The sequence below is a fragment of the Pedobacter sp. MC2016-05 genome (assembly GCF_026239735.1).
Classification (GTDB): Bacteria; Bacteroidota; Bacteroidia; order Sphingobacteriales; family Sphingobacteriaceae; genus Pedobacter.
This window is the reverse complement of sequence record NZ_JAPIVT010000025.1, coordinates 28,107-54,295: the sequence shown is the minus strand read 5'-3', so window position 1 is coordinate 54,295 and position 26,189 is coordinate 28,107. Positions and strand designations below refer to the sequence as shown.

At 39.1% G+C, this 26,189-nt stretch carries 14 protein-coding genes; 10 read left to right on the top strand and 4 right to left on the bottom strand.

Annotated elements, in window-relative coordinates; translation table 11 throughout:
* Nucleotides 1-30: 30 nt before the first annotated feature.
* The 3 genes from hepC to OQZ33_RS21915 all read right to left on the bottom strand — a co-directional run bounded on the left by hepC (nt 31) and on the right by OQZ33_RS21915 (nt 4,203).
* Nucleotides 31-1,983, bottom strand: a complete 1,953-nt coding sequence (gene hepC, locus OQZ33_RS21925) for a heparin-sulfate lyase HepC (RefSeq protein ID WP_265801623.1) — start codon at nt 1,981-1,983, stop codon at nt 31-33.
* A gap of 167 nt (nt 1,984-2,150) precedes the next feature.
* Nucleotides 2,151-2,984, bottom strand: coding sequence for a heparin lyase I family protein (locus tag OQZ33_RS21920; RefSeq protein ID WP_265801622.1), 834 nt, complete (start codon nt 2,982-2,984; stop codon nt 2,151-2,153).
* 31 nt (nt 2,985-3,015) lie between these two features.
* Nucleotides 3,016-4,203, bottom strand: a complete 1,188-nt coding sequence (locus OQZ33_RS21915) for a glycoside hydrolase family 88 protein (protein ID WP_322975120.1) — start codon at nt 4,201-4,203, stop codon at nt 3,016-3,018.
* A gap of 485 nt (nt 4,204-4,688) precedes the next feature.
* Between OQZ33_RS21915 and OQZ33_RS21910 the strand changes: the two genes are divergently transcribed.
* From OQZ33_RS21910 to OQZ33_RS21875, 8 genes are all read left to right on the top strand, one after another.
* On the top strand, nt 4,689-5,624 hold the full coding sequence (locus tag OQZ33_RS21910) for an ROK family protein (protein WP_265801620.1): 936 nt from the start codon (nt 4,689-4,691) through the stop codon (nt 5,622-5,624).
* Between the two features lie 275 nt (nt 5,625-5,899).
* Nucleotides 5,900-6,631, top strand: a complete 732-nt coding sequence (locus tag OQZ33_RS21905; protein WP_265801619.1) for a ferritin-like domain-containing protein — start codon at nt 5,900-5,902, stop codon at nt 6,629-6,631.
* A gap of 8 nt (nt 6,632-6,639) precedes the next feature.
* Nucleotides 6,640-7,626, top strand: coding sequence for a ferritin-like domain-containing protein (locus OQZ33_RS21900; protein WP_265801618.1), 987 nt, complete (start codon nt 6,640-6,642; stop codon nt 7,624-7,626).
* Between the two features lie 35 nt (nt 7,627-7,661).
* Complete coding sequence (locus OQZ33_RS21895) at nt 7,662-10,829, top strand: SusC/RagA family TonB-linked outer membrane protein (protein WP_265801616.1); 3,168 nt, start codon at nt 7,662-7,664, stop codon at nt 10,827-10,829.
* Nucleotides 10,830-10,840: 11 nt separating this feature from the next.
* Nucleotides 10,841-12,748, top strand: a complete 1,908-nt coding sequence (locus OQZ33_RS21890) for a RagB/SusD family nutrient uptake outer membrane protein (RefSeq protein WP_265801615.1) — start codon at nt 10,841-10,843, stop codon at nt 12,746-12,748.
* Nucleotides 12,749-12,800: 52 nt separating this feature from the next.
* Nucleotides 12,801-14,063, top strand: coding sequence for an MFS transporter (locus OQZ33_RS21885; RefSeq protein ID WP_265801614.1), 1,263 nt, complete (start codon nt 12,801-12,803; stop codon nt 14,061-14,063).
* Nucleotides 14,064-14,081: 18 nt separating this feature from the next.
* Nucleotides 14,082-15,611 carry a sulfatase gene (locus tag OQZ33_RS21880; protein ID WP_265801613.1) on the top strand — a complete coding sequence of 510 codons (1,530 nt, stop codon included), beginning with the start codon at nt 14,082-14,084 and terminating at the stop codon, nt 15,609-15,611.
* Nucleotides 15,612-15,996: 385 nt separating this feature from the next.
* Entirely contained in the window at nt 15,997-17,454 is a 1,458-nt protein-coding gene (locus tag OQZ33_RS21875) for an alpha-L-fucosidase (protein ID WP_265801612.1), read from the top strand.
* A gap of 993 nt (nt 17,455-18,447) precedes the next feature.
* Here OQZ33_RS21875 and OQZ33_RS21870 read toward each other — a convergent pair.
* Nucleotides 18,448-20,739 (bottom strand): glycosyl hydrolase family 95 catalytic domain-containing protein, encoded by a 2,292-nt coding sequence (locus tag OQZ33_RS21870; RefSeq protein ID WP_265801611.1) that lies wholly within the window; start codon nt 20,737-20,739, stop codon nt 18,448-18,450.
* Between the two features lie 441 nt (nt 20,740-21,180).
* On the opposite strand from OQZ33_RS21870, the gene OQZ33_RS21865 reads away from it, so the two are divergent.
* Nucleotides 21,181-25,236: a hybrid sensor histidine kinase/response regulator transcription factor gene (locus OQZ33_RS21865; protein WP_265801609.1), complete on the top strand. Its 4,056-nt coding sequence runs from the start codon at nt 21,181-21,183 to the stop codon at nt 25,234-25,236.
* A gap of 97 nt (nt 25,237-25,333) precedes the next feature.
* Complete coding sequence (locus OQZ33_RS21860) at nt 25,334-26,134, top strand: hypothetical protein (protein WP_265801607.1); 801 nt, start codon at nt 25,334-25,336, stop codon at nt 26,132-26,134.
* Nucleotides 26,135-26,189 lie beyond the last annotated feature (55 nt).

Sequence of the window (26,189 nt, the reverse complement as noted above, 5' to 3'; positions counted from 1 at the left end):
GTTCGTTATATTGTCAATCCTTTGCCGCAATTATTCTATTTTCAAATCCATCTTAATTAGTTTCACTTTGCCATTTACCTCAAGTGAAATATCTAACATTCCATTTTCTAGATCATGGCTTGCATTTTCGCTTAATTTTACATTTGGGGCTTTTTTTTCCTGAAAAGGATACAGCAAGCTGATAAAGGATACTGTTTTAATGGTGTTTTTTTGTTTTTCGAAAGCGAAAGCTGGCCGTGGCTGTTCTTTTTGATACACATACGACACAAAGCTTTCCTCTGGTTTTAGTATTGCATTTTCGCTGTTGAGTAGTTTAATGAAAAGATTATTGCCATCGTTGTAGGTGGTTGATAGTTGTAGGTTTTTCTGATCTACTTCAGGTTTTGCATCCTCCTTCAATACATACCGGACATCCAATTTACCGGTGGCATCACCTATAGCACGATCAATGATCAGAAAATATGTTTGATCGATAAATAAGAATGTTCGCTGGTGGTTGAGGCTTTTATAACTTGGGTTGGTATAGGTAAGTCGTTCTATATCACTACCTGTTTCCCATTTTATCGCTGAAGCCTTATTAATCTCGATATTCTGATTATTTAACGTGAGCGTTTGATGCGCCATGGTAGATCGGTACCAATCTCGTTTTGCATTTTCCTTTACACCTATGTTGGCATAGATAAAGCTTCCGGCATCGGGGGTAAAATCCCTACCTTTTACCCACAGTACAAAATTGCCGTTATCCGGATGTGCATGAAACTCTGCAGGTGGTCCGGCCTTCAGCTGTAAAACCGTCGATTTCATGTCCCAACCATTTCTAAATGCATAAAACCCTGCCTGGGGCAAGGCGCTCGAAAGGTAGCCAGGTTTTTCACCCTTAGCGCCATCGCTAGCAAAATAGGCCAACATTTTATTTTTTGGAAAAACATCAGCCCACGCAGCATAATTTTTTAACATGGTGGCTTTATCTGTTAAAAATGAATTGCCGTACAAGGGAAAGGTATAATCTGGAAAAGAGAACTTTGGCACTGCTGTGGTCATTTTCTCTACCAAATCGCGATATTTTTGTGGAAATTCATTTTCAATTCCAGCAATTTTGGCCATTTTTAGTGCCCTTAAAAAGGTGCCGATGGTGCCGATATGATATGATGTAGACAATTCAAATTGCATTCCATCATCATAAACCTGCTTTCCAATTTCTGAGTTGAGCACATCAATACCACTTTTTCGCCAAATGGCTGCATCTTTAAATTCTGGAAAACTAGTTCCCGCCAACAGCAAATGTTCGGCTTCATATAAACGGTGGTTGCCAATATCAGTATAGTTAGCCATCACATAGTTGGCTTGTTCATTATAGGCATTTAAAAACTCCATCAAAAATTGTGGAGTAAAGTGAGGTGAGTTGATGAACTGGTTGAAAAAGGTAGCCCAATTGTTTAGCCTGAAGGATACTACGAAAGCTTTCCAGGCAAATTCCTTATCATCCGCATAAGCGCCCTGTTTGTTTTTCTTCAACCAGTCTCTTACCTGAAAAATCCATTCTTTTGCATATTTCTCATTACCCGTGGCCAAATAAGCATTGCCCAAACTTTCCCAGAAAGTGGTGCGGTGTAAAAAAGTGGTTAATAACTGGTCTTGCACCGGTCGGAATTGCCAGTTGATATTTTCACCATATTCAAAAGTAGGATAACCTTTGTGGGGCTTAAACTTATGCTTCAGAATATCATCCGCCAGTTGCTGTAAGGCAGGATTAATTCTTTTGCCGACTTTTGGTGTTAAAGCGCCTGGCCGGTTGCGATAGTAAGCAAGCAATTCCATAGCAGCCTCGGCAAATTTGCCAGCACTTTCGGCTTTGCCCACCTTTTCTAATCCTTTTCCAGATAGATTGAAAGGTGCAAAACTAACCTTGTTTAGTGGTGTTTGCCCATCAACGTTGCCAATTGTAAAAATAAGCGCAATATAAAGCAGTGATTTTTTAAGCATATTGTTTTGACTTTGCTAACCTTAAAAGGTTTGTAACTTATTTTATCAATTTATCAAATTGGTCATTATTGCTCATCGGATGAACAGTGCGGTTAAAAGACGTGGTCTGTGGGTTATAGTAACAACGTAAATTGAAACAGATAGTGTATTTACCAACATGTTTGCGATTAATTCAGCTTTATGATTCTAATATTATCATGGTAGGCGATGCGTGTTTGCCCAACTGGTGCGATATAGACCCCCCATTTAATATAACCAATTTGCCCTGAACTTCCATTTGGTGGGTAAGTTAAATAGCTATTTTTATCATCTATCAGGAGATATTCCGTTTGATTGGGCAATTTCATATAAGTTTTCATGTAGCCTGTAGCAGTATCTTGCCAATCCACATCAATGCGGAAATGAATCCATTGGTTAACGTAAGGGCGTGCATCGGCAATAGCGGTAACGTTTGGTACCGCATTTATTTTAGCAAAACGCAACACCATCGCATTTCTGGTCGTTCTAATTTGCAATGGTACTTCTCCAGCGGATAGCTTCAATTGAAAAATATTGCTTTCCGTAGGGTCGGTTCCAATAAATTGCCAATCTTTTAGCAGTACACTAAATTCATATCGACGTACATCTCCTGGGAAAAAACGACCCGGTGTATAATTTACTGTGCTTGATTCGCTTCTATAATTCTCGTTTGAGTAATAGTTTGGGTCACCTTGCACTACTTTGTGAGCCACTGCCCAATTACCAGTTGAGCCCGGTTGCACTATATAAGAAGCATCAGAAGCGGCGGCCTTACTGGTATCCAAATTAGCCACCCCGCTATTTTTTTTCCCGTTTTCATAGGTCAAGTCTAAAAGTACATTGCTGTTAGTTGGTTCAGCAACAGCCAAAACTTGGGCAGATGGTTGCTTTTCTTCGATAATTAGCTCCTGAGAGGTGCTCTTTTTGCAGGCTGTAAAGAATAAGGCGAAACTTGCAAGTATTAAGAATGGTCTAGAGTTCATATCCGTTAATAAATTTTGTCGATAATGAGAATTAAGTTTTTTTAAGCTTTTTGTATTGATTAAGGGCCTCCAAATAATAATAATCAGCATAATCTAACGGGGTGTCAATCTCAGAATTATATAAAAATGCACCTACGCTATGCTTTAAAATAAAATAATTGTTCTCGCCAGGTTTAGCCAGATATTTATCTGATGAGAGTGATTTTAAAATATCCTCTGCATATTTGAAATATTGTTGTCCGTTCTTAACTTTTGTACTCAGCTTTAATAAACCACAGGCGATCACCGCTGCAGCAGATGCATCTCTCGGGGCACGCTCATCTGCTTGCAGTGCATTGTGCACATCGTAGTCCCAAACAGGAATTTTATCTGCAGGAGTTTTTGGATGATTCATCAGAAATTTTGCAATGTGCTCTGCCTGTGTTAAAAATCTTAAATCTTTAGTGTTTTCGTAGCACATCGCATAACCGTACAATCCCCAGGCCTGACCTCGAGACCATGCAGAACTATCGGTTAAGCCCTGATGAGTCGCTTTGCGAAAAACCTTTCCCGTCGAAGGGTCGTAATCCACTACATGATAAGAACTAAAATCTGGTCTGAAATGATTTTTCATCGTGGTTAATGCGTGTGTGGTGCCAATCTGAGCATAAGCTGATTTATCAAATTCTGATGATCCCCAAAACAGGTATTCCAGATTCATCATATTATCAATAATTACCGGATATTTCCATTCTCCAAAATCCCAAGAGCGTATCACACCAATCTTTGGATTAAATCTTGCAGCAAGGTTTTTTATTCCATCTGATAGTACAGGCAGGTAAGATTTGTCTTTGGTGATCCGGTAGGCGTTACCATAGGAGCAGTAAATCATGAATCCCAAATCGTGCGTGTCGGTAATATATCTCATTGAATCCAGGCCAAGCGTAAATCTTTTTGCATCAGCTGCCAAAGCCTTGTTACCGGTAAGTTCGTATCCATACCATAAGGTGCCAGGGAAAAATCCGGTAGTCCAATCCTTATAATTGGCTAACCTAACAGTGCCACATGTTACTGATCTTGGGTTTTGTCCTGGCAGGTAGGTTTGGGACGCTTTAATTAATTGTTGATTTATTGTCGAGGTGGCATTTGCTAGCCAACCTTCAGTGTGTTCATTCTTCAGCTGGGCATTAGCCTGCAGGCTAAATACGATTGCAACACCAACTAAGATTGACTTGATCATGTTTTCCATATAATTATAAAAGGGTTTGAATTCTTGATTGTAACTATCGTAAAATTAATCCTTTTGATTTCAGCAGACTTTCAATTTCACCCATAATACTTTTGATATTGGTTAAAACCATCAACCCAAGGATATTAGAATGATCAAAGCTTTTTAGCAATTAGCAGCTTATCGCCATTATAAAAATGGATTTCATCATAGCTGCGTTTCTATCGCAAAAAGACATGCATTTTAAAGTGTTGTTTTACTCGCACTGGCTTAGTAAAATATTTAGCAAATCACTAAATAAGTTTAAATATGGTTGAAAACTGGAATTGTCAAATACGCACTATAAGTTCGTTTTGTATTTTTATTGGCGAGCACTTTGGGGTAATAAAATCATCAGGTCTAGTGAAAATTTAAACCTATTGATTTTATTAAAACTTCATAAAATTTTATACATCAGTAACCAAACAAGTATTTACAATTAAATTTTAAAACACGTTATGATTGCCTTAGATAATGAACAATATGCTGTTGGTATTGATGTGGGAGGTAGCTCGCTAAAATGCGGGTTAATTGATAGTGTTGGTAAAATTCATTATTCTACGCTTGTTTCTTTGCGGGAAGTAAATACTGAGCAAGGCGTTATCATCAAGATCGCACAATCCATATTGGATTGCGCAGCTAAAGTACCAAGTATTTTAGGTGTTGGAATCGGATTCCCGGGTATTATAGAAAACAATTGTGTGATTGGAGGAGCAGATAATTTGCCTGGTTTCAATAACTTACCTCTGGGTTCTATTCTATCTGATGCAACCGGTTTCAGAAATATCAAGATTGCAAATGACGCTAATTTAATGGGCCTTGGTGAACAAAAATTTGGCGCTGCAATGCAGGCAAGCGATGTACTCTTTCTAACTGTTGGAACTGGTATTGGTGGCGCAATCATGATCGCCAACCAATTGTATGGGGGTTTTAGGAATAGAGGATCTGAAATAGGGCATATTGTTGTCCAACAGGATGGATTACCTTGTGCCTGTGGAGGAAAAGGTTGTTTGGAGGCTTACGCATCGGTAACATCATTGGTGAACTATTTTAAGCAAAATAGTCAGGCTAGTGCTGATGTTGACGGCGAATATATCATAAAGCACTATTTACAGGGTGATCACTTAGCTAAACAGGCAATGAAAAGGCATTTCGATTACCTGGCTAGTGGAATCGTGGGTCTGGTTAATATTTTTAGTCCTCAAAAAGTTGTAGTCGGTGGTGGTATAAGTGAGGCCGGACCATTTTATATTAATGAAATAGAAATGCGTGTAAGATCATTAGCAATACCTATTGCCGTTGCGAACACCAGTTTTGCAGTAGCAGAACTTGGAAACAAGGCTGGAATGCTTGGCTGTGCAGCAATAATCTTTGAAGATTTAGCAATGAAATGAAAGTCTAATGGCTCAGCAGGTTAGTGTAAGATAAGAGATGTCACTGAGTGCCTTTCCATTACATGAAAGTGTGGATAAAGTGATATTTGATAAGTGATTAGACAATTTTAATATAAAATTACACCATTTCGAAAGTCGTATACTGCTGAAGTAAGTAGTTTCGTATTCAATAAATATGGTGTAATGCCACAACCAAATATATAGATGCTGACTAAAGAGATGACCTAACTTTAGTTGCCAAGCTTTACAACCTAATAACAACTAAATACAACTTTATGAAATTTACTGAACCAAATCTCCTCAACACCTCAGGTGGAAGCAAAGCTTTTGCTTTAAACCGGAGGGACTTAATTAAGTTCGGTGCAGCAGGGGCACTGGCAATAACAGCGCTAGGCTGTAAAAAATATGTGATCAGCGATGCCGCACAGACAGAAAATAATCCAGGAAACAGGATTGATTTTGCTGCCCCGAATGATATTGGCCTGCTCAATTATCTTTACGCTCTGGAGCAATTGGAAGCGGCTTTTTACCTCAAAGTTTGCGAAAGCTTCCCTGCCGATTTTACTGATCTTCAGAAAACCTATTTTAATGAGCTTAAACTTCATGAGCAAACTCATGTAGCTTATTTCGCGAGCATTATTGGCAACCAAGCCGCAATTGGACAACTGGACTTTGATCTATCAAGCGTCAATTTTTCATCTAAAATATCAGTTTTAGCTACTGCACAATCATTTGAGGATTTAGGTGTGGCGGCCTACAATGGAGCTTTGGAAAAGACGAACCTTGTTTCCAGCATCATTACATTTTCGCAAATTGCTACTGTAGAAGCAAGGCATGCTGGGTGGGTACGCAATCAAGTGGTTACTAGAAGTTCGGTTAGTTTAGATCAGCTTACCAGTTTAGGGGCGAATGCTACGCAGGCCACAGATGTATCATTGCCACCGGCAATGGTGCTGCAGCAAGTGATGAAGTACATAAAAACGAAATTGGAAATCTTAAATGCTTAAAAATAATAATGATGAGAATTTTAAATGTTTTAGATGAGTTGTCCAAGATCGGAGGCGATAGTGGATTTACAGAAAATAGACGCGGGAGCTTAAAAGCGTTACTTAATTTTAGTAAAAAGGTTTCAGTTGCAGCTACACCATTATTTTTTGGAAATTTAATTCAGACCGCGAAAGCGCAAACATCGAGTGGCAATTCTGCTGCTGATGCGTTAAATACCTTAATCGTATTGGAGTACTTACAATATCATTTTTACAACAATGCCCTGGTGAATTTTCCGAATTTGATACCAGCAGGTGATAAGCCACTTTTTACAATAATCCGTGAGCAGGAAAAAGCGCATATTGATTATTTGAGGACTGTAATTGCCAACATTGGAGGCACAGCTCGTGCAGCTCTTGATAGTTCGGCTTTTGATTTTTCCAGGACTGTTGGCACAACGGTAACTTTTACTTCGGTAAACACAAATTATCAGAATTTTTTAACTGCAGCTGTTGTTCTGGAGGATCTGACGGTGAGGATTTACAAAGGACAGCTTAGTAATTTATTGGATAGCAAACCGGCATTAATGGCAACAGTAAGAATCCATACTGCACAGGCAAGACATTCTGCACAGGTTAGGGAACTGCTTCAAAATACACAAGCGGCGAATTTAAAAAATCTAAGGCCATGGGTAAGCGCCAGAAGGTTAGATTCGGGAACATTGAGCTTAATAACAGCCGGAACAGATATCGTGACGAATGATACTTTTCTAAATAATGCATCTGCGGTTTACGATGTTGATGTTACCGCAGCAAACAGAGAAGTTAAATCAGTACAAGCAGGTATTGAAACTTCAAATTTTTCTCATTTTACTGCTGGAAAAACACTGCCACTCGCTGGAAATGACCTATTTGAAGCCAGGGCAATTTCATCTGCATCTTTTGATGAGTATTTTTCGGATGTTACCGCTAAGCAACAAATCAACTATTATCTAAAGACGGGGTTTAAAATTTAAATAAGATGTATATGAAGAACCTAAAGAACATCAATATGAAAAGATTTATACTTCTTTTACTCATTATTCCTTGTTTTATGGCCAACGCCCAGGATGTTATCACAGTAAAAGGCGTGGTAACAGACCAAACAGGTCAGACCGTTCCGGGTGCAACCGTGCTAGAGAAAGGAACAAAAAATGCAGTGGTAGCCAGCAATGTTGGTGCTTATAGCATTAAAGTTAAGCCTACTGCCATTCTAGTTTTCTCATTTATAGGCTCAAGATCTGTGGAGGAAGCAGTGCAGAACAGGACAACCATTAATGCGAAGCTTTTAGAAGATGCCAACAAACTGAATGATGTTGTGGTTGTTGGATATGGCGCTGTGGCTAAGCGTAGCGATTTAACAGGTTCAATTTCTTCTGTAAGTGGCACCGAACTTGAAAAGTCTCCTGTTCCGAATGTTGCACAAGCCTTGCAGGGGCGTATTGCGGGTATGCAGGTAAGTATGCCAAGCGGCGATCCTGAAGCTCAACCTTCGATAACAATAAGAGGAGGAACATCCATTACACAAAGTAATGAACCATTATACGTGGTAGATGGAGTTCCCCAAACGGATGGATTAAACTTTTTAGATCCTTCGGATATAGAAACCATTGATGTATTAAAAGATGCATCTGCCACCTCTGTGTACGGAGCTCGTGGCGCAAATGGCGTAATTTTAGTAACCACAAAGAAAATTAAAGTGGGAAAAGTATCCATAAATTACGATGGATATGTAGGCGCTAGAATTACCACCCGTTATTTACCGGTTTTAACTCCGTATGAATATGCCTTGTATGCTTATGAGAACAATGTTGGAAATACTGATGGATTAACCAGGTTTACCAATACTTTCGGCAATTTTAATGAATTGAAATCTTTGTATGAGAACAGACCGGGCATAAATTGGCAAAATAAGGTGTTGGGAGAACAAGTGATGAGCCAATACCATAAAATTGGTGTGAGTGGCGGATCTAGTGATATGCGCTATAATCTTTTCTACTCAAGGAATGATAACGATGGATTATTGTTGAACAGTAGTGCCACTAAAGATATTGCAAAATTGACCGTAACAAACAATATCGGCACAAAAGCAGTGATAACCGGAATTGTTAATTATTCTAGACAGAATATTTTTGGCACCGGCGGTACAAATGCCGGCGGAAATGCAGGTGCACCGCGACTGAGCTTTTTGCAAACATTGTTGCAATATAGGCCTATTAACGGCAGGCTTGATAATGATTTAGATCTTTTAGATGATCAGCTTGATGTGTTCGATAATCAAAGCAACCCAGCTTTTCAAAGTCCAATAGTTGCGTTAGAAAGTCGTCAGGATAAAAGAACGGTTAATGATCTTAATGCAAACGTTACATTAAGATATAACATCGTTAAAAACTTAACATATAATGGATTGGGTAGTTTTAGTACCAAGGGAGACAAAAGGCAATTCTTTGCTGATGCCTCCAATATCCAGTCGATAAGGCGGGGTGGGCCATTTGGCAATACCTCAGAATTAAATGGAAATCGGTATTCATTTAATAATGTGTTAACTTATGCCAGAACGATAAAGAACCATAAGTTTGACGTTGCTTTAGGGCAGGAATATATCTATAACTATAGCGAAAGTTTTTCGGCAGATGCAGCTAACTTTCCCTTAGTTAACAATGGCTACAATGATCTGGGTGCTGGAACGGTAGCTGGCTTTCCCTCTTCTTATGCTGAAGATGATAAACTTTTCTCACTTTTCACCAGAGCGAACTACAGTTATAAAGACCGGTATCTTTTTAGTGCATCCTTAAGACGAGATGGATCGTCTAAATTTGGTCCTGAAAATGTTTTTGGATATTTTCCGGCCGGAGCATTTGCCTGGAAAATCAACCAGGAGTCTTTCATGAAAAATGTGAAGGCGATTTCTGATTTACGTTTGCGCATAAGTTATGGTAGTTCTGGAAACAACAGAATTCCAAATTATGCAGCTTTAGGCACTTTTGTAAGCAGCAGTTACCCGCTTGCCGACCAATTGAACAGTTCAGTTTACCAAACCAGTTTATCAAACCCTTTTTTGAAATGGGAAACGGTTGTACAAAGTAATTTAGGACTAGACTTGGGCCTATTTAAACAAAGGCTTACGCTAACAGCTGAGGTATATGATAACCGTTCTAAAGATTTATTGTATAATTCTAGAATTCCAGCAAGTTCTGGTTTTGCTTTACAGCTACAAAATATTGGCGAAACATCCAGCCGGGGATTCGAGTTGTCAATCAATTCGGTGAACTTCCAAAAGAAAGATTTTACCTGGAATACCAACTTTAATATTTCATTCAATAGAACCAAAGTATTAAAATTAAACGGCGATGAAACCTCTTTGAATGTGAGCAGTTGGAGCAGCACCTACACCGATTATATCTTGAGAGTGGGTTCGCCTGTAGGAATGATGTATGGTTATTTAACAGATGGCCTTTATCAGGTAAATGATTTTAACTATAACCCAACAACCGCAACATACACCCTTAAGCCAGGCGTGGTGAACAACGGAACCGCAGTAAGGCCAGGGTTTGGAAAATATAAAGATTTAAGCGGTCCGGGTGGTGCACCAGATGGTATCATCAACGATTTCGATCGTACTATCATCGGCAATGCCAACCCTAAATTTACTGGAGGTATCAACAACACCTTTACCTACAAAGGTATAGATTTATCTATCTTTTTAGATTTTGTTTACGGTAATAACATTTACAATGCCAATATTGCTAATAACTGGAACCCAGCTAATGACTATGCCAGCAATTTAGCTTTTCAAAAGGATCGTTGGACTGAGGTAGACTCTCAGGGCAATTTATTGGTTAGCCCTACAGCGCTGGGAGCTTTTAATCAAGGCAAAAATCTAATTCCCCTTGCAGGTGGCACAACCCGACCGGTGAATGATTTAGTTATTGAAGATGGCTCATTTTTACGTGTAAATAACATCAGTTTAGGTTATAATTTACCTAAAAATTGGCTTTCCGCAGTAAAAATATCCAGAGCAAGATTTTACTTCACAGCTTACAACCTTCATGTATTCACCAAATATTCGGGCTACGACCCTGAAGTGAATGTTGGTTCAAGTGCTTTAACCAGAGGCTTAGATTTCAATGCCTATCCAAGAGGGAAATCTTTTGTTGCAGGCCTAAATCTATCACTATAAAAATTATAGAAATGAAATTAAAATTAAATCATTCGAAAATAGCGAGCATATTGTTATTGGTTACCGTAATATTGGTTTCTTGTAAAAAAGTGGTGGAGGTTACGCCTTATTCCAGATTTACCACTGCTAATTTTTTTAAAACTGTTCCAGAAGCATACGCTGCCACAATGGGCGTTTACGAAACGATGAAGAGTGCCAGGACTTACGGGTATCACATTCCCTTATTATACGATTTGGAAAATGATATGCAATTTATCAGTCCTGGAAATACGGCAAATGATTTTAGGGATATTACACAATACCGCTATCAGGCATCGCATCCCTTTCTATACAGTACCTGGACAGAACTTTACGCAGGTATTGATAGAGCAAATCTGGTTATTGCTGCAATTCCTCAGATGGAAAAATTTACATCGGGTTCGGATACAGAAAAAGCAGATCTCAATAGGTTGCTGGGCGAGGCAAAATTTTTACGGGCATTCTATTATTCCGATTTGGTTAGACTATGGGGTGATGTACCTTTTAAAACAAAAAACTCAGTTGCTGGCGATGATTTAGCGACTCCACTTACTGATAGATATGTTATTTATGAACAACTTTTTAAGGATATGGAAGAGGCGATTGCCGTGTTGCCGGCGTCCCTTCCTGTAAACGAGAGAATCAACAAATTTGGTGCGAAGGCGATACTGGCAAGAGTTGCACTGGCTGCCGGCGGTTATTCGTTAAGAGCTGATGGAACCGTTAAAAGACCTGAAGATTATCTGAAATATTATCGCCTGGCACAAACCCATGTTAATGATGTAATTGCATCCAACTTATACCAGTTGAATGCAAGTTATAGTCGTGTTTTCAAAAATCAGTCGTCACAAATATTTGAGCCAAAAGAGAGTTTATTTGAAGCTTCATTCTTTTCTCCAACTGCTGCAACCAGCAATAGCTCGTATTTTGGAAGTTTTAATACTCCAAATACCACGCTCGGCGTGTACGCGAATGGACTTGCCAGGCATTTTATACCATTCACCTTTTACAGTTCTTTTACCGATGGTGATTTGAGAAAAGATTTCTCAGTAGCAACTTATCGGATTGGCGCCAACGGATTAAGGGTGCCGCTTTTAGCAGGAACAACGGAAGAACATACCTGGACACCTCAGAAATGGAGTAGAGAGTACCAGAAAGGTAGTGCTTTAGAACCTGCTCAAACCTATATCAATTATGTAATTATGCGCTATTCTGACGTGCTGCTGATGAGAGCAGAAGTAGAAAACGAACTGAATAATGGTCCTAACCAACTGGCTTACGATGCCATTAACCAGGTTAGGAGAAGAGCATTCGGTACCAACATAGCGGGCAGTGGTATTAGCATCGCAATAACCGCTGGTGGTAGTGGATATGGAAATAATACCACCGGAGGTTCGGGAGTAACCAATACTGGTATCACCGTAACAGGTAGTGGTTTTGATGCTCAGGCGGTGCCCATTGTTACAAATGGTGTAGTAACTGGTGTTAGATTGTTAAATGCTGGAATCGGATTTACATCGGCGCCAATTGTAAGTATCACAGGCAGTGGCACAGGGGCTTTGGCAACAGCAACCTTGCTACCGAAAAAGACAAATACAGATGCTGATTTACCAAATGGCTTAAGTTATACAGATTTTAAAAACCGTCTACAAGATGAAAGAGCTTGGGAATTATGTTTTGAAGGTTTACGTAAAGCTGATTTAATCAGGTGGAACATATTTTCAGCAAAGGTAGCTGAAACTGAGGCTGCCTTAAAAACCAGAAGATCTAGCTATCCTTATGGTGCGGGTACTGCATTTGCACAAGCTAACCAGCCATTTAAGTATTGGTTAATGCCATTCCCATTGAATGAAACCGATGCCAATACCAAAGGTATAACTCGTCAAAATCCGGGATGGTAATTGATTTACAACGCTTCAAGTTGATTCTTGAAGCGTTATTCTTTAATAGCAGATGAAACAAAAAAGTAACTTTCTGGTCGGTGTGATATTGGTGGTATGGTTTGTCATTTCTTTTGTGACCAATATACTAGGACCGCTTATGCCCATCATTATCGATACCTACAATCTCAGTTTGACGATGGCCGCATTTCTGCCGTTTTCATTCTTTTTGGCTTACGGAGTAACTTCAATCCCGGCTGGGATAATGATTGAGCGAATTGGCGAAAAATATTCGATGTTGATTGCATTTTCATTGAATCTTTTGGGAGCTTTAGCCTTTGCATTTAATCCTCAATATTCTATGGCTTTGGCATCATTGTTTGTCATCGGCATTGGGATGGCGATGTTACAGGTAATCATTAATCCGCTAATGCGAATTGCCGGATGTGAAGAAAACTTTGCTTTTTATTCGGTTATGGCACAGCTGGTTTTTGGAGGAGCGTCATTCCTTAGTCCATTCGTATTTGCTTATTTGATGGAAGCCTTGGGCACCAATCCCACTTCCGCTAATCCACTGGTACATATATTAGGTGGTTTAATCAGGGATGGGATTCACTGGACATCACTCTATTGGCTATTTGCATTCATTTTTATTTTGATGATTTTAACGCTTTCCATCATTAAAATGCCACGGGTGGAGTTGAAAGAAGATGAAAAGTCAGGTGCATTTAAGGTTTATCTCGAGTTGCTTCAAAAAAAAGAAGTTTGGTTGTTTTTTCTGGGGATAGTCGCTTACGTGGGTACTGAACAATCGCTAGGCAATTGGATGACTGAATTTTTAAAACGATATCATCAGGTAAACCCGGCAACAGAGGGCGCTAATATTATTGCATGGTTTTGGGGATTAATGACTATCGGATGTTTGCTCGGCTTGTTGGTGCTAAAACTGTGGGATGGTAAACTCGTGTTAAAAGTAGCTACTGTATTGTCATTGTTAACAATTACCGTGGCACTGCTTGGTAATAGGGAATTGGCAATAATGGCGTTTCCGTTTGCGGGCTTTACGATATCAGTCATGTTCTCGGTAATTTTTTCTTTAGCATTAAATTCTGTTACCAAAAACCACGGATCATTTTCCGGTATCCTCTGCTCGGGAATATTTGGAGGTGCATTAGTGCCTTTTATTGTAGGTGCTTTAGGTGATGTCATCGGCCTTAAATATGCCATGATGTTTTTATACGTAACCTTAGGCTATATTTTTTTTATTGCCTTCAAAGCCAAACCACTTGTAAATAACAAAACTGTAGCATTTCGCGATCTCTTGAAGAATACTTAATTTATAAAACAAAAAAAAATGAAAACCAAAAACTTCTCTATTTTATGTTTAGCAATGTTGGTCGCAACCAGCCTGATAATGTCTTCATGTAAACAGAAAAAGAATGCTCAAAGCGATGGCGGAGAAGGCAAACGCCCCAATATATTAATGGTTATGTCTGATAACCAATCATGGAACCATGTTGGCGTTTACGGCGACCCTATTGTGCGCACACCAAACATGGACAAAGTAGCTAAAGCCGGTGTTCGCTTTAATAATGCGTTTTGCAGCTCGCCCTCCTGTACGCCAGCCAGGGCAGCTATGTTAACAGGTCAAGATACCTGGCGACTAAAGGAAGGCTCAGACTTATGGAGTGTATTGCCTACAGAGTTCCCTATTTACACAGATTTGCTCGAAAAAGGGGGTTATCAGGTTGGTTTCGACCGCAAAGGTTGGGGTCCTGGAAGTTTCGAGGCTAACGGACGTAAGCGAAATCCCGGAGGAAATCCCTTTAAGGATTTTCAGGAATTTTTAGGTAAGAAAAATGCTGACGAGCCTTGGTGTTACTGGGTAAACAGTCATGAACCACATCGTCCGTATGTGGAAGGGTCTGGCGAAAAGGCCGGCATCGATCCTAAAAAAGTTCCTGTTCCAGGTTATCTTCCAGATCACATTAGCATTAGAAAAGATATTGCTGATTATTATGCAGCGGTAGAAACTTTTGATAAAGAACTTGGTGAAGCGCTGAAGGCGTTGGAAAAAAGTGGGGAGTTGGAAAATACAGTTATTGTGGTCTGTAGTGATAATGGTTGGCAAATGCCTAGAGGGTTAGCTAATTTGTACGATTTTGGTACCCATGTGCCAATGATGATTTCCTGGCCTGGTAAATTCAAAAAAGGGGCTGTGGTTGATAATCTGGTAACATTAAATGATTTAGCACCAACTTTTTTATCACTTGGAAAGGTAGAAATTCCTAAACAAATGACGGGTAAAAGCCTACTTTCTATTTTATCTGATAATGCAAAGGATACTTTAAAAAGAGAATTCGTTGTACTCGGTCGTGAGCGCCATGCCTTTGTACGTCAGCATGGTTTAGGCTACCCAGGCAGGGCGATTCGCACTAAACAATATCTGTATATTAAAAATTATGAGCCAGCCCGCTGGCCTGCAGGCGATCCGCAATTTTATGGCGATATAGACCCTTACATGTTTAACTGGCCTGGTGAAACCAAGTATTATCTCATTGAAAATAAAGATAAACCAGCAGTTAAACCATTTTTTGAGTTGGGAATGGGGAAACGTCCCGCCGAAGAGTTATTTGATATCACCAAAGACCCAGACGAACTACACAACCTGGCCTCGCTTCCGGCATACGCAAAAATTAAAAAGGAGTTATCAGGTAAAATGGTTGCTTATCTAAAAGCAACAAACGATCCCCGGGAAACTGGCGGAGATACCAAGGTTTGGGATAACGCACCGTATTTTAGCGAAGTAGATAAAAAACCAAAACCGAGCAAGGCCATGCAGAAACGCTTTAATTTGGATAGTGCTTACGATTACCTGAAATAGGTTTGTTGATTGAATACTTTAAGTGCTTATCTCACTAAAACTTACAACTTGTTAACCGCAATTGAATTAAATTTTTGGGATTAAGCGATATCCATTGATTAATTATACTTTAATCAAGTGGAATATCAAACTATAAACACACATAAGCATAAAAAACAAGAAATAATGATGACAGTGAATACATTACAATAATAGCCAATTTCCAGCTTACCGCCTTTAGAAGAGAAATGAGCATTAAAGAAAAAAGCGTCGTTTTTACCTGAGCAATTGGCGCAATGTGGTGAGTTTGTTAACAGCTACAATACAGGAAGAAAGATTAAATTCAATTAGTTTCCGCAAAAAATGAAACCAGTGGAAACACTGGTTTTTTTATAAAAATATCAATATGATTAAAAAAATTTTTATCTGTTTATCATTTATATTCCTTTGCAATGTTACTTCTGCACAAAAGGCTTTAGATATACAAAACGCCAAAGAAAGAGACCAGCGAATGGCGTGGTGGCGTGAGGCTAGGTTCGGCATGTTTATCCACTTTGGTATATACGCACAGTTTGGTGGCGAGTATAAAGGCCATTTCCAAAAAGCGAAGAATGGGGAGTGGCTTTTCAACCGAATGAAAGTACCAGTTGCTGAATACAAAGCGATGGCGCAAAAATTCAATCCGAAAAACTACGATGCAGAGAAATGGGTAAAGACAGCGAAAGAGGCCGGTATGAAATATATTGTAGTTACTGCCAAGCATCATGATGGTTTTGCACTTTTTGATACCAAGGTAAGCGATTGGAGCATCACCAAAGCATCCCCATACGGTAAAGATATGTTAAAGCCACTAGCCGAAGCTTGCAGAAAATATGGCGTTAAGCTTTGTTTTTACTATTCACAGGCGCAAGATTGGGGCAATGCTGGTGGTGCTACTGCCTTAAGGCCAATGAGACAAGGTTGGCCAAATCCGGATAGTACACGAATTGACGCCTATGCCAAAGCAAACAGTGGAAGCTGGGATCCAATACAAACCGCTAAACCTTATGCCGAGTATTTCAGGAAAGTAGCTTTACCACAGGTGAAAGAATTGCTAACCAATTATGGCGATATCGCTGTAATTTGGTGGGACACACCAATGTATCGAGAAACACCAGAAACCCGCGAAATGTATGAGTTAGTGAAGAATTTGGCTCCAAATATTATTCAGAATGACAGACTCGGTGTGCCGGGTGTTTCTGGAGATTTTAAAACTCCTGAACAAAAAATACCAAATTGGGAAGAACTGGATGGGCAAGATTGGGAAACCTGTATGACGATGAACGATACTTGGGGATACAGGAAGGATGATAAAAACTGGAAATCTGCGCAAGACCTGGTCAGGAAATTAATTGATATCACTTCAAAAGGTGGCAATTTTTTGCTTAACGTAGGGCCACAGCCCGATGGAACGTTTCCACCAGAAAGTGTAGAGCGTTTGGCTACCGTGGGCAATTGGATGAAAAAATACGGAGCCGCTGTTTACGGTTCGCATGCTAACCCAATTGAAGCACAAAAATGGGGACGGATTACAGCCAAAGACGAAAAAAAAGCCACCACACTTTACCTTTCGGTGTTTGATTGGCCAGCCGATGGCGCACTCAAGTTAGCAGGCATACCTCACAAAGCCCTTAGCGCTACGTTAGTTGGCGGAAAGAGCAAATTAAAACTTACACAAAGTGATGATGGAAGTTTAGAAATTACAGGTTTGCCATTAGCTGCGCCAGATGATATTGCCAGCGTAATAGAGGTGAAGTTAAAGGGTTTTGCCAAAAAGAAAAGCTTTGGCCTGCAAAGAAAAATGAATAGCGGTTCAATAGATTAAAGCGTAGGAGGTGGGTTTTTCTTTCAAAAAGGTAAAAATTTTTCTACTTAGAGATGAATAGCTAAATAACGTGAGTTCAGGAAAATAAAATCTCCCATTTGCTGGCGATAGCCTTCAAATCTCCGCTCCGCTAATTTTCGGTCTCCTATTTTTCTGTTAGCATCAATAAGCCAAAGTACTTACTTTTAAAGAAAAATAGGCAACTTAGAGTTTATCAGCAAAGCTGATGAGCTCCGTAAACTCCGGTTTTGCTACTTTTTGCGGTCAAAAAGTAGGGGCCCAGCGGCGGCGAGCTAAGAAAACAGAGGTAACTGCCAATTAAATAATATTTTAAGAAAGCGCATAACCCGACCTCACGTTATATAAATGGTCTTATGGGTCGATGCGCTAGTGTCGCTATTATTGTAAGCTAAAACTAAATATTAATCAAAAATTATATCTATGAAAATTACAATTCCAAACGATTGTGATAATGCACCAAAGCGAAGAATAATCAGAGATTTTGTGCTTGCTATCTATAAAAAGAGTGGCAAGAAGTTGAAAAAATTTTAGACGATAAGTTCAGTTTGGTGAGCTTTGGTAACAATCCAGTCGAAGCATTCGACCAATTGAAAGCACATTTTGCTAAAATGCCCGAAATTGAAGAGCTAGTGATATGCGAAATTTTGAGCCACGGAAAACTCGGAGCTTGCAACGGAGAGATAAAGCTGAAGAGTAAAACCATAAATTTCGCCTATTTCGTAGAATTTAAATCTGCCGGAAAGAACACGATTTTTAAACTAACGAAATATAAAAGCTGAGCGATTTATTTTAATGAAGATTCGGGGCAAGAAGATTTATTCATTGGCGTAGGGTATCAATTTAGCTGAAAGCCACAACGCTGTGAAATAAACCCTATCGTAGTGGCTAGCCCAGAGCAAAGCGAATAACTATTAGCGAAAAGAGGGACTACCGTTGCCAAAGCGTAGCAATCCCTGCTTTTAAAATAAAATATTATTTGGCTTCGTAAAAATCGAATACCTGAAAATCTTGATTTCTCTTTAGTTGCTGTCCTTTTTTTACACCAAATGATTGATGTGCTGACATTGGATTATTGGAAGGTACAATAGTGGTTTCGGTATTTTTGTTACGCTTTAAAAAGATAGTTTCGCCTGCTGCTAAGGTTATAGCGGTTTCGGTTGCCGAAATGCTTTTGCTGCTGTATTTTCCAGTGGCTTCTATCACTTTACAATTAGCCAATTGGCTGTTTTTAAGGTTAAACGGCTTACCGCTGGTGCTTTTTACCGCTATCCATTGCACCTGTCCGTTTTGGGTTACGGCACTCACTTCGTAAGCACCTTCTGCCAATAAATTGTGAAATGAGGCATTTTTCCAGGTGCTGGGTAGCGCCGGAAAAACACGGATTTTACCGCCCCAGCTTTGCAACAGCATTTCGTTTACCGATGCAGCTCCGCTCAGCGGTGTTTCGATCACTTCGTTTTTCCCGCCGCTCTCTGCATAAAAAGTGTTTCGGTAAAATTGACCAAGATTGGATGGTCCGTTCAACAATTTCAATAATTGTTTCAACGCGTCATCTCCACGGCCCAATGCCGAGTTTAATGAAGATGCACCGGTAAAAGAGTATCCGGCCAAAGCTTTCCCACCTTCAATATTTAACCAATGTTCTACCGTTTTATCAATCAGCATACTATCCTTCAGATTGTCGGGTTGCATTACAAATAGTGGATACAAACCTAACAAATGCGAATAATGGCGGTGAGATATCGCAACGCTTTGGTTACTGCTAATCATCAAGCCATTTTCGTCATTAGGATAATCCATCAACTGGCTCAATGTTTTTTTCCATTCGGCAACTGCCGAAGAATTTACTTTGGCTGTTTCGCTAACGCTTGTGAGCGTGCTTAACAGCCATCTTAGGTTGGCCAGGTTGTAGTTGGTATTTGGAAAACTAGCTGTGCCTTTATATTCTGGTGAGCGCATTGGATTCAAGCCAATTTTGCCATTTTCGGCAATCATCATTTTTTTGTACTCTTGATAAATGGCAATCGCTTTTGGCAACCAGCGTTGTTGCAATCCTTTTTGATCATTGGCATATGCCAGTTGTCGCCAGTAATTATGCATGGTCCAGCACATATCTCCAAGTTTCTCGCCGCCGAAAGTTTTTAATAAGAAAGGAAAGTTTTCATCAACAATATCCATCATATTTTCACCAAGTTCTAAATGGTTGCTAGTGTAAACAGGAAAATAGGTAAGTTGAATATTAAGGTTCCACCACATACCTGGCCATTGTGAAGTTTTGTAATAAGGGCCAAATAAATCTACTGCTGGCCCACCTGCTCTTGATGCTGTGGCCATTTTATACAATTGTATCCAATAAAAATCTTCTACCTGCGCATTAGGAAGACCTATGTATGATTTTGTGTAGAAGTTGTGCCACCAGTTGCAATGTGCTTTTAACACCGCTGGCAAGGTGCGTTTTTCTGTTTCGGAAATGGTTTTAATGGCCAGCGGCACCGATAAACCCGCTTTTGGCACCTCATTAGCCGTTGCGATATATAGTAAACTGCTATTAGCTGCTGTTTTTACTTCTTTGTACACCGTTGCATAATCGCCACCGGCGGTTAGGGTCTGCTTGCAAATGTTGTATCCGTCTTTTTCGCTTAGTTCTGGCAAGTCATTGCCTACGTAAGTTTTGCTTTGTATGTCATCCGGGCGTGTAAGTGCCCTTGGCGACCAAGCTCTGCCTGGAGCAAACTTCCATTGGTGTTTATTAGTGAAATTTCCATCCTGTGTTACCTCGATGAGTTGCACATCGGCATCTCGTGGTGTAAAAGCTCTAAAACTAATATTGCCCGCTTCGGTAAGCAGTTTTCCACGAAGTTCGGCATTCCATATGTCCTGTGTAATGGTTCCTGATAGAATTTTGGCGCCAGGTTTTAACAATAGCTTTCCAATGGGCAATCTGCAGTAATCAAAAACTACGGTAGCGCCTGGTGTGCCAATAGAGGTTTTACGGTTGGGATCTTTGCGGTGGTCGGTAACATCGCTACGGCCAATGCTGAAAACTACGGCACTATCTTTTTCGGAGATATAAACCATCATGCCCAGCTGTCCGTTGCCGGTAAACGCACCTTCGTTCCATTGCAAAGGCAAATCTTCCCAAACAAGGTTATGTTTACTTATTTCTTTTTCCCAGTTGAGGTTATGTTTGATTGCTAGTGGTTGCGAATTGATACTGCTGCTGTAAAATAGCAATCCGATTAAGGCTGCAATGATTGTTCTCATGATTTAATATCCTGATGGTTTTTTAGTCGAAGATAAGCGTTGAGTTGAACAAGCTATTTAAAAAATGGGTATTTGCCTTACAATTTAGTTGAATTTGCAAATTACAGTTGCTAACGGCTTTAAAGGAACAATTCCATGGATGCAAGTGTTTTTGTACCTAAATTCATCAATTTTAAAACATAAATCAACGTAATTGAAGAAACTCATACATAGAAATGGTTAAATTGCAATGGTAACTGCTGCAAGCCAAAAATTTTGATAATTTGTAGAAATGCTTTTTTTAAAGCCAGACATTTTTACCAGACCTGATTTTGTAGATCACTAGAATGTGAATTAAAAGAATGCTAAAATTATACATTTGATTTAACACTTCAATGGGTCATCAGTTACTTCAATAAATAAAAAGTTAAAAAAATCCTTATACTGAATCATTTATAAATAATGAGTCTATCAAAATTTATCCAACAGAAAATTATTGTTTTATTGCTTTTGAGCAGCATAAATCAAGTTGCTTTTGCGCAGGAAAAAAAATTCAGGAATATCTCTGTGGAAAAAGGTCTGTCTCAAAGCACAGGATTTACGATTATCCAAGATACGCTTGGCTTTATTTGGGTGGGTACCCAAGATGGACTCAACAGATATGACGGTAAAGATTTTAAGGTTTATTCACCAACGAAGGAGAATAAAAATAGCCTACAATCCTATTATGTACGCAGTTTATTTGTAGATTCTAAGGGAGAATTATGGGTAGGTGGCAATCAGGGTATCAGCCGATACAATTATAAAACCGATAGTTTTACCAACTACAAAATTCCTCGAAGTTTAGGAGAATGGAGTATTTCTTCCATCACAGCCGATGCCAAAAATCAAATATGGGCTACATCTATTTCTGGAGATCTATTTATATTAAAGCCAGGAGCCAAGCAGTTTGAATCTGTGCCGTATAATAAGCTTGCCCATGGGATAAAGAAAATATCTTATATCGGTTTTTGGCAAGGTAGAATATTATTGGGTACTGATGCTGGCGCTTTTGTTATGCAGGAAAAAGATTACCTGCTTCAGCAAATTAAACTGAGCGTTGATAAACCGGTAGTAAACGATATCTACGTTGACAAAGATTTTTTATGGATAGGCACTGAAGGTAGTGGGCTGTTAAGGTTTAATCAGGTAACTAAAGAGGTAAAATTATTTATACATAGCCCCAACAGTAACAGTCTGTCCGATAACAATATAAGGACTATTGAAAAAGATTATGAGGGAAATATTTGGTTAGGTACATTCGGGGGGTTGTCTATTCTCAATCCAAAAAAAGCAACTTTTGAAAACTACCGGCACCAAATAGGGCAACGCTACACCATTGGTCAGAACTCAGTACGGTATATCTTCCGTGATAAGCAAAACGGAATGTGGATGGGTACCTATTATGGCGGAATAAGTTATTATCATAAAGATGATATAAAATTCAATTCGCTAAAACCAAACACTGGCACACTTGCCCTAAATGATGAAGTTATTAGTGTAATTAAGCAAGATAAGCTTGGGAATTTTTGGATAGGAAGCAATGATAAAGGACTCAATTATTGGGATGTAACCAAAAAGAATATTCGTTATTACGCTCATAAGGAAGATAATCCGAATAGTCTAAGCTCCAATAACATAAAAGCGATCGAATTTGATGATGATGGAAATGTTCTGATTGGAACACATAATGGTGGGTTAAATCTTTTAAACCCAAAAACAGGAAACGTTAAACGCTATCTGAACAATCCCAATAACCAAAATAGTATTGCTGGCGATTTAGTTTATAGTATCCTAAAAGACTCGAAAGGGCGGATTTGGGTTGGTACAAGGACTGGTTTAGATCGTTTTATTCCAGCAACGCAAAGTTTTATGCACCTGTTTGCAGATAGGGCTGGTGAACGTTTATTGTCTAATGACATAACCTTTCTTTTTGAGGATAGCAAGCATCGTATATGGGTTGGAACAACTAATGGCGTTGCACAATTCTATGCGGATAACTTGCTTTTTGGTAACATAAAAGATGATGCATTGAAAGAAGAGGTAATCAACTGCATCGTAGAAGACAGTAAAAAGCGGATTTGGATTGGCACTCGAGGAGGATTAGGCCTATATGATGAGGTTAACCATGTCTTTATTACATTCAGGGATAGGAAAGACTTTATGAAGGGAACCATTTACGGCATATTGCCTGATGATGAAAATAACCTTTGGATATCAACCAATAAAGGATTGATGAAATTTAATCCTGATACAAAATTCAGTCAGTCCTTTTACGAAAATGACGGCTTGCAAGACAACCAGTTTAATGAATACTCTTTTTGCAAGGCCCGAGATGGGATGATGCTTTTTGGGGGCATTAAGGGGCTTACTTATTTTTATCCATCCGATGTTAAACAGCAATCCATTCCTTTGGGCATTAGTTTTACCGGCCTTGAGGTTTTCAATAAAAACATAACTGTTGATGACCCAACCGGTATCCTTGATAATCATATTGATCAGGTAAGAGGTATAGAAATCCCTCCAGAGTACAGGCAGTTTAGTGTTTTTGTAAATTCCTTCAATTTCATATCAGCAAATCGTACACATTATTACTACAAGTTGGACGGATTTGATAAATATTGGCAGCGTAGTGAAGATTTTAGGATTAGCTATAGCAATCTCCCCTCTGGCAACTATACATTACTGGTTAAAGCAGAAGGACCCGACGGGAAAGCTGGTTTAGAACGAAAACTTAATATAGCGATATTACCACCCTGGTATAATACTGGCTGGTTTTATCTTTTGATGACAGTTATCTTAGTCTCTGCTAGCTATTTCATCTATACCTTTGTTCGAGAAAGAATAAGAACACTCCATCAACTAAAGCTGGAACGTGTTGACAAAGAAAAAGTAAATTACATCAACAAAATCAAAACCGAGTTTTTTACGAATGTCTCACACGAGCTACGGACGCCTCTAACATTGATACTTGCGCCATTGGAGGAACTGGTTAAGAGTAAATCCATAGATAAACCCGTTCAAAAAAAGCACGAGCTCATGCTGACTAACGCCAGGAGATTGTATAATTTGGTGGATCAGTTATTTGAGTTTAGAAAAACAGAGGTTGGTACCCGCAGGCTGAAAGTAAGCAAAAATGATCTGGTGGGTTTTGTTCAGGAAATCTACCAATCTTTTAGACCATTGGCCGATAAAAATAACATTAATTATACTTATTCCTCAACAGAGGCAGTATTGGAAATCTATTTCGATCATGATGCAATGGAAAAAATATTGTTCAATTTGCTTTCAAATGCATTCAAGTATACTGGGCCTGCTCAATCTGTGGATGTCAATTTATCAAGGGTAAAGGACAACGTGATAATAAAAATTATTGATACGGGAATCGGTATCAGTGAGATAGATCTGCCTAAAATATTTGATCGATTTTACCAGGTAAGTGGAAAAGAAATGAATCTGGGTTCTGGAGTGGGATTAGCCTTCACTAAAAGTTTAGTTGCCCTACATCATGGCCAAATCAACGTAGAAAGTCGGCCTCAAAAGGGTAGTGTATTTACTGTTGAACTGCCAATTGACGAGGCGATTTACCAAGACGATTTATATCTTGTTTCTAAATCCACAGAAATGCCAGTTATATCCAATGTAGAGGAAATACCGCCTTCGCCATCAGAAAATGTTAATTCGGAATTAAGCGAAATGCAGGGATTGAAGGTGTTGATTGTAGATGACAATGAAGAAATTGTGAGTTACCTCAATGAATATTTTGGAAAAAATTTTGAGGTACACACTGCTTTTGATGGAAAGATGGCACTATCATTATTGGATAATTTCCAGTTTGATTTAATTATCAGCGATGTGATGATGCCAGTATTGGACGGGCTTCATTTTTGTAGGAAGGTCAAGCAAAATATTAATACCTCTCATATCCCGGTTATACTGTTAACAGCAAAGACGGAGACAGAACAACAAATTAAGGGGCTGGAGATGGGAGCGGACGACTATGTAACCAAACCTTTTTCCATAACTTTACTGGCAGCCAAGATTAATAACCTATTGCGATCTCGAAGAAGATTGAAAGAGTATTACCTGTCTAATAAGGAAATTGTTCCTGAAAACATCGCCTTTAACACTATTGATGAGGAGTTTTTGAAACAGGCTAGTTCCATAATAGAGGCGCACCTTTCTGATTCCGATTTCTCAGTTGATAAATTTAGTAGGGAAATAGGAATGAGCAGATCAAATCTATATCTCAAACTCAAGGCAATAACCGGGGAGTCTGCTACTGATTTTCTAAAAAGAATCCGGTTTAACAAGGCTGTTGAATTGATGAAGTCCAAACGTTATACTATCGCCCAGGTGGCCTATATGTGTGGTTTCAACTCACCTTCCTATTTTTCCACGGCCTTCAAGCAACATTTCGGGTGTATGCCAACTGTATATCTGTCAAAAACGACTGAGCAACGGCGTGAAAATGATTAATAGGTTAGATTTAAACCTATCTTAAAGATAATTAGACAATTTCAAAACTCGGGCAATGGATTACAGTCTACATTTATATATCCAAATTTTTAATTAAATGAAGAACCGTTTTATTACCAGACTTTTTTCAACCCTTATTCTTTTGATAGGGACATTTTATGTTGCCAGTGCTCAAGTAGTAACTGTTGATAACTATTTTAATCAAGAAACCAAACCGGCGTTGGCTGGAAAGAAAGCCAGTTTTCATTATCTCTGGAATGATGAAAGTATGACTGGATTTTCAATATTTGGAAATTCATTTAGAGCTGGTGGGGCAAAAGTCTTAAACGTTCTCGCTGAGGGTCCGACCGCATCAAATTTAAATGAAAGCGATATTTATATAATTGTCGACCCCGATAACTTAAAAGATAATCCAAACCCGAATTTTATGAACGATACAGATGCTGATGCCATAGCCAAGTGGGTTAAGGCTGGGGGAGTATTGTTCCTGCTCGCAAATGATGAAGCCAATGCTGATTTAATACATTTCAACATTTTGGCCAAAAAATTTGGGTTTATGTTTAATAATGATTTAATCCTCCATGTAACTAATGATGAGCATTTCGCGGACGGTGGATTGAACACTGGAAAAAACGAAGTATTCTCTACTTCCAGAAAAATCTTTATCAAAGATGCATCATCAATCAAGATAATCAATATCGCTGCACCTGTATTAAAAACTCCGAAAGGAGAAAATGTAATTGTAGTTGCCACATATGGAAAAGGAACGGTACTGGCAGTAGGTGACCCATGGTTATACAATGAATATACAAATGGGAGGCTACCTGCAACATTTCAGAATAATCTAGCGGCTAATGACGTAGCAAATTATCTGATTAAAAAAGCTCGTAAAAAGTAAATGACTGAAAAATATATCGCAGTCATATCATTTATAAAAATAGATATTGAGTATA